The 5,478-nt window shown below is 70.8% G+C and carries 3 protein-coding genes and 1 pseudogene; 2 read left to right on the top strand and 2 right to left on the bottom strand.

Annotation, left to right across the window (positions count from 1 at the left end):
• Positions 1 to 162: 162 nt before the first annotated feature.
• Together AB0L21_RS39460 and AB0L21_RS39465 are read right to left on the bottom strand one after the other, a co-directional pair.
• A complete protein-coding gene (locus AB0L21_RS39460) occupies positions 163 to 1,065 on the bottom strand; it encodes a DUF6424 family protein (RefSeq protein WP_365711516.1) in 903 nt (300 codons plus the stop codon).
• Between the two features lie 423 nt (positions 1,066 to 1,488).
• Positions 1,489 to 1,965 (bottom strand): SRPBCC family protein, encoded by a 477-nt coding sequence (locus AB0L21_RS39465; RefSeq protein WP_365711514.1) that lies wholly within the window; start codon positions 1,963 to 1,965, stop codon positions 1,489 to 1,491.
• A gap of 308 nt (positions 1,966 to 2,273) precedes the next feature.
• Here AB0L21_RS39465 and htpG point away from each other — a divergent pair, with 308 nt between their 5' ends.
• Positions 2,274 to 4,184 (top strand): molecular chaperone HtpG, encoded by a 1,911-nt coding sequence (htpG, locus tag AB0L21_RS39470; protein WP_365711512.1) that lies wholly within the window; start codon positions 2,274 to 2,276, stop codon positions 4,182 to 4,184.
• A gap of 667 nt (positions 4,185 to 4,851) precedes the next feature.
• Positions 4,852 to 5,346, top strand: a pseudogene (locus AB0L21_RS39475) (DUF2269 domain-containing protein); the annotation flags it as partial.
• Positions 5,347 to 5,478: the final 132 nt, after the last annotated feature.

The following is a 5,478-nucleotide window of genomic DNA, read 5'->3' on the forward strand; positions in this document are numbered from 1 at the left end:
GAGGGCCGGGGCCCGGCACGCCGAGAGCACGCACCTGACGCCGCGCGGCCCGCCCTCCGGGCGGACGACGGGAGTTTGACGACAGGACCTAGCGGTACCTCCCGCGGCGTGGAGTGTCCACGGGAGGCCGCCGGCGGATGCCGAGCGCGGGCGTCACCTCGTTCAACGGGCCCGCGAGCCCCGGCCGTTGCCGTGTGCGTGGGCCCGGCGTGTGGCCAGTGGTCCGGACGCGGTGCGCTGTCCCGACTCGATCTGGTCGGCGAACGCCTGGAGCGCGGCCGAACTGTTCGGCGGCAGGACCGCCATCAGCCCGCGGTCCTGCGCCTCGGCCAGCGCGTCCGCGGCCTGGCTGCCCTCGGAGGCGAGCACCAGACGCACGTGCCCGTCACCGGAACCGCGGCGGTCCACCGGCGCCACGGCGCCGTGCGTCCCGTCGGGCAGGGTCACCCACAACTGGAAGTCGTCGTACCGGAAGAAGTCCGCACCCTTCACGGGCCACGGGTAGTGGTGCTCACCGGGCACCTTCGGCAGGATCCCCTGGTGATTCCCACGGCTCATCGGCACACAGGCGTTGAACAGCGAGTCGGTCCACGCCTCGACACCGTCGGCGTCCGTGATCGGCGTGCGCAGCAGCTCCTCGGCCTCCTCGTAGCCCAGTTCCGCCAGTGCGGGCAGCGTCTCGGGGAACCCCGCAACGAGGACGGCAGCGTCCTGGCGCAACCGGTCGATCTTGGACGGCTCGGCACAGAACTGCATGCTCCACTCGATGCCCGCGCGGGCCCGGTACATCCGCCAGCCGCCCGTCGTCTTCACCCACAGGCTGCCCCCGTGGTGCATCTCCCAGTGCTCGGGCGCCACGGGCCGGGGCCCGTAGGGCAGATCGGCGTCGTCGATCTCGTCCAGGATCCTGTGTGCCGTGCGTTTCGCGGCCTTGAAGAACGACGACTCGAAGCGCTCCGGATGTTTGACCAGCCGGATCCTCCAGGGGTGGTTCTCCGATTCGACGCCGCCCGGCTGGATCGTGTCGGGTATCCGGGCTGCGGCGAGGGTGTCGGCGCGGGCCATGACGACCTCCTCCTGCCGCCCACGGCCCGGAGCACGGACCGTGGTCCGAGTGCCCCCTGTGACTATCGTGCGCCGTGGGGCGAGAGTATGCGAGGCGAAGCGCGCCGCGTACGGTCACCGGCTGGTTCTGCCCGGCCCGGCCCGCCGACTGCTGCCGTCCGGCACCAAGCGTGGCGCGGACGAGGCGGGCGGCCGTCGAGCCGTGTGTCGGCGCGGCAGTAGACGGCCGCTGCCGCGTACGGTCAGCGGCCCCGCACACCGTCACCGGGTTGGTGCTGCCCGGGCCGGCCCGCCGACTGCTGCTGTCCGGCGCCAAGCGTGGCGCGGATGAGGCGGGCGGCCGTCGAGCCCGTGTGCCGGCGCGGCAGCAAACGGCCGCCGAGCCCAGGTGCCCGGCGGCGTATGCGTCACGGCTGCGTCCGGTCAGAGGGACGAGCCGCTGTCTCCGGGCCGGATCCGGCCGCGCCAGGCACCGGACTCCCCGCCGTGTTCCTCGATGTACTGCTTGAACCGCTTCATGTCTCCCTTGACGCGCCGGTCGATCGTGCCGATCAGATCCGCGGCCTTCTCCACGGCTCCGCTGGGTTCGACGTCCATCACCAGCTCGACCTTGGTGTGCATGTCGTCCAGGCGCTCGAAGCGGACGGTGCCCTTCTGGCTGGTGTCGCCGCTGGTGGTGCGCCAGGTGATGCGCTCGTCGGGCAGCTGGTCGACGATCTCGGTGTCGAACTCGCGCCGTACTCCGCCGATCTTCGTGGTCCAGTGATTGTGCCGGTCGTCCAGCTGACGGACCTCCTCGACGCCTTCCATGAAGTTCGGGAAGTCCTCGAACTGCGTCCACTGGTTGTAGGCGGTGTGCAGCGGAACGTCGACTTCCACAGCTTCCCTGACCGTGCTCATCTCTGTACCTCCGTTGTCCTTGCTCGACTGCCGAGGCCCCGGGCCGTCGCCGGGACCTGGACCCGGCGAGTACCCGGGGAGCCGCTTGTTATGAGCGCCGGCTCCGGCAACGGCACTGGGACGGCGGTGTCGTTCCGCACCGTGAGAAACTGACCACACAGCGCGTCGGCGGTGTACGCGCCCGCGCGGAGGCGGACGCGAACGGTGCGGATCCAGCCACGACGCGCTCTTCCGGCCACCGCCCTGACGTCGTGTTTTACAGTGGCTCCACCAGTTCCGGCGACAGGACCTGTGAGGTATTCGCGAACATGCCGACCGAGACCTTCGAGTTTCAGGTAGAGGCCCGTCAGCTGCTGCAGCTGATGATCCACTCGGTGTACTCGAACAAGGACGTCTTCCTGCGGGAGCTCGTCTCCAACGCCTCGGACGCGCTGGACAAGCTGCGCCTGGAGAAGCTCTGGGACGACTCGCTCGACGCCGACGTGTCCGACCCGCACATCGAGATCGACATCGACAAGGACGCCCGTACGCTCACCGTACGGGACAACGGCATCGGGATGTCGTACGACGAGGTCGGGCAGCTCATCGGCACGATCGCCAACTCGGGCACCGCGGAGTTCCTGCGGGAGCTGCGCGAGGCGAAGGACGCGGCCGGGGAGGAAGGACTCATCGGCCAGTTCGGCGTCGGGTTCTACTCCGGCTTCATGGTGGCCGACGAGGTCACCCTGCTGACCCGGCGCGCCGGCGAGAGCCAGGGCACCCGCTGGACGTCGCGCGGCGAGGGCACGTACACGCTGGAGAAGGTGGACGACGCCCCGCAGGGCACCTCGGTCACGCTCCACCTCAAGCCGGCCGACCCGGAGAACCAGCTCCACGACTACACCTCTCCCTGGAAGATCAGGGAGATCATCAAGCGGTACTCGGACTTCATCACCTGGCCCATCCGGATGGTGCCCGAGCGCCCCGCCACGGCCGGCGAGAGCGACGAGGCGCCCGAGCCGGAGACGCTCAACTCCATGAAGGCGCTGTGGGCGCGGCCCCGCGACGAGGTGTCCGACGACGAGTACCACGAGCTGTACAAGCACATCGCCCACGACTGGCGCGACCCGCTGGAGACGATCCGGCTCCAGGCGGAGGGCACCTTCGAGTACCAGGCCCTGCTGTTCCTCCCCGAGCACGCCCCGCACGACCTGTTCACGCGGGACTCCAAGCGCGGCGTGCAGCTGTACGTCAAGCGCGTGTTCATCATGGACGACTGCGAGGCGCTGCTGCCGCCGTACCTCCGCTTCGTCAAGGGCGTGGTCGACGCGGCCGACCTCTCGCTCAACGTCTCCCGCGAGATCCTCCAGCAGGACCGCCACATCGAGATGATGCGGCGCCGGCTGACGAAGAAGGTCCTGTCCACGGTCAAGGAGATGATGACCAAGGACCAGGAGCGGTACGCCACCTTCTGGCGGGAGTTCGGCACGGTCCTGAAGGAAGGACTGGTCACCGACGCGGAGAACCGCGACGCCATCCTCGCCGTCGCGTCGTTCGCGAGCACCCGCCACGACACCGAGCCGACCACGCTCAAGGGGTACGTGGAGCGGATGAAGGACGGTCAGGAGGACATCTACTACCTGACCGGCGAGTCGCGGCAGAGCATCGAGAACTCCCCGCACATGGAGGCGTTCCGGGAACGGGGCATCGAAGTGCTGCTGCTCACCGACCCCGTCGACGAGGTGTGGGCCGACGCCGTCGGCGAGTACGAGGGCAAGAAGCTGCGGTCCGTCGCCAAGGGGCAGATCGATCTCGACGCCAAGGACGAGGACAGCGCCGACGACGAACGGGAGAAGCAGACCGAGGAGTACACCGGGCTGCTCGGCTGGATGAAGGAGCAGCTGGAGGAGGACATCAAGGAGGTGCGTCTGTCCTCCCGGCTCACCGTCTCCCCGGCCTGTGTCGTCTCCGACGCGCACGACCTGACGCCGGCCCTGGAGAACATGTACCGCGCCATGGGCCAGGAGGTGCCCCGCGCCAAGCGGATCCTGGAACTCAACCCGGACCACCAGCTGGTGAAGGGTCTCAACCAGGCGTACAAGGAGCGCGAGGACCGCTCGGAACTGGCCGAGACCGCGGAGCTGCTGCACGGCCTGGCGGTGCTGGCCGAGGGCGGCCAGCCGAAGGAACCGGCCCGGTTCGTGAAGCTGATGGCGGACCGTCTGGAACGCGCGCTGTAACGCGGCTCCGCCGGGAAGCGGCGGCCTGCGCCGGGCCCGGGCGCACGTCCGGGCGTGCGCAGGCCGCCGAGGACCGGCCCCGGGCTCGGGCCACGAACGGCACGCCGGACCGGGACGGCGGCAGAACGATCACCGCGTACGCGGTCACCCGATGCGGGCGGGCCACGCCAACCCTGGGGGCGGATGCCGTTCGACGAACGCCTGCTGCGACTCGCGGCCGGGGCCGTGATGGCGTAGGGCGATCGCGCTGCGGATCCGGTCCCGGCTGACCGGCGACGCCGAGGATCTGCACGAGGCGGTCGACGCCGCCGGAAGGCGCTCCGGCGTTGTCCCGCCGGGCATCCGGCGCGGGCGGCCCTGCTCGACAGCCTCGTCCGTGCCCTGCGCCCGCGGTTCGGGCGCCACGGCGACGCGGCCGACCTGAACGAGGCGATCGCCGCGTCCGGCACGGCCTGCGCACCGTGCCGCCCGACGGTCCGGCGGGACGCACACCTGGGACAACCCGAGCACCTTCACCGAGGACACCACCTGGTCCGTCGAGGCGCCCTGGGCGCCCTGAGCGCCGTACCACCCGGGCACCGTGCGGGCGGTGTACTCCGCGCCGAGTACACCGCGTTGCTCCCCGTGCCGGACGGCACGGACGGGTTTGTCCGGCACCGTGTCGGACATGAAGTTGAGCCGACCCGTGCGCCGGGCCTCCCTCGTCGTCCATGTGGCCGTCTCCGCGAGCTGGCTCGGGCTCACGCTCGGGCTGCTGGCCCTCGCGGTCACCGCCACCTCGACCGGATCGGCGGTGACCGCCGAGGCGTCCGTCCGCGCCATGAAACTCTTCGCGGACCGGCTGCTGCTTCCCCTCGCGTTCCTGACCCTCCTCAGCGGTGTACTGCTGTCCGTGGGCACCCCGTGGGGACTGGCCCGGCACCGGTGGGTCTTCACCAAGTTCTGGCTGACCCTCGCCACGACCGCCGCCACGGCGTTCGCGCTGCGCCCGGGCGTGAACTCCACGCTCGCCGGCATGACGGCGGGCGGGCCGGCGCCCGGCCCCGGCGGCCTCCTGCCCGGCCCGGTGGTGTCGCTGTGCGCCTACGCCTTCATGACGGCGATCTCGGTCCTCAAGCCCTGGGGACTCACCAGGCGGGGAAGGAACCACCGAGCCGCCGCGGCGGCCGATGCCGAGGGTCAGGCCGCCGGCCGGCGGCCTAGGTCCTGTCGTCAAACTCCCGTCGTCCGCCCGGAGGGCGGGCCGCGCGGCGTCAGGTGCGTGCTCTCGGCGTGCCGGGACCCGGCCCTCGTA

It is taken from the genome of Streptomyces sp. NPDC052721 (genome assembly GCF_040678315.1).
GTDB lineage: Bacteria > Actinomycetota > Actinomycetes > Streptomycetales > Streptomycetaceae > Streptomyces.

Excerpts from the sequence above, each read along its gene's own strand:
- AB0L21_RS39460 (WP_365711516.1), bottom strand. The coding sequence starts at position 1,065 with ATGGCCCGCGCCGACACCCTCGCCGCAGCCCGGATACCCGACACGATC.
- AB0L21_RS39465 (WP_365711514.1), bottom strand. The coding sequence starts at position 1,965 with ATGAGCACGGTCAGGGAAGCTGTGGAAGTCGACGTTCCGCTGCACACC.
- htpG (WP_365711512.1), top strand. The coding sequence starts at position 2,274 with ATGCCGACCGAGACCTTCGAGTTTCAGGTAGAGGCCCGTCAGCTGCTG.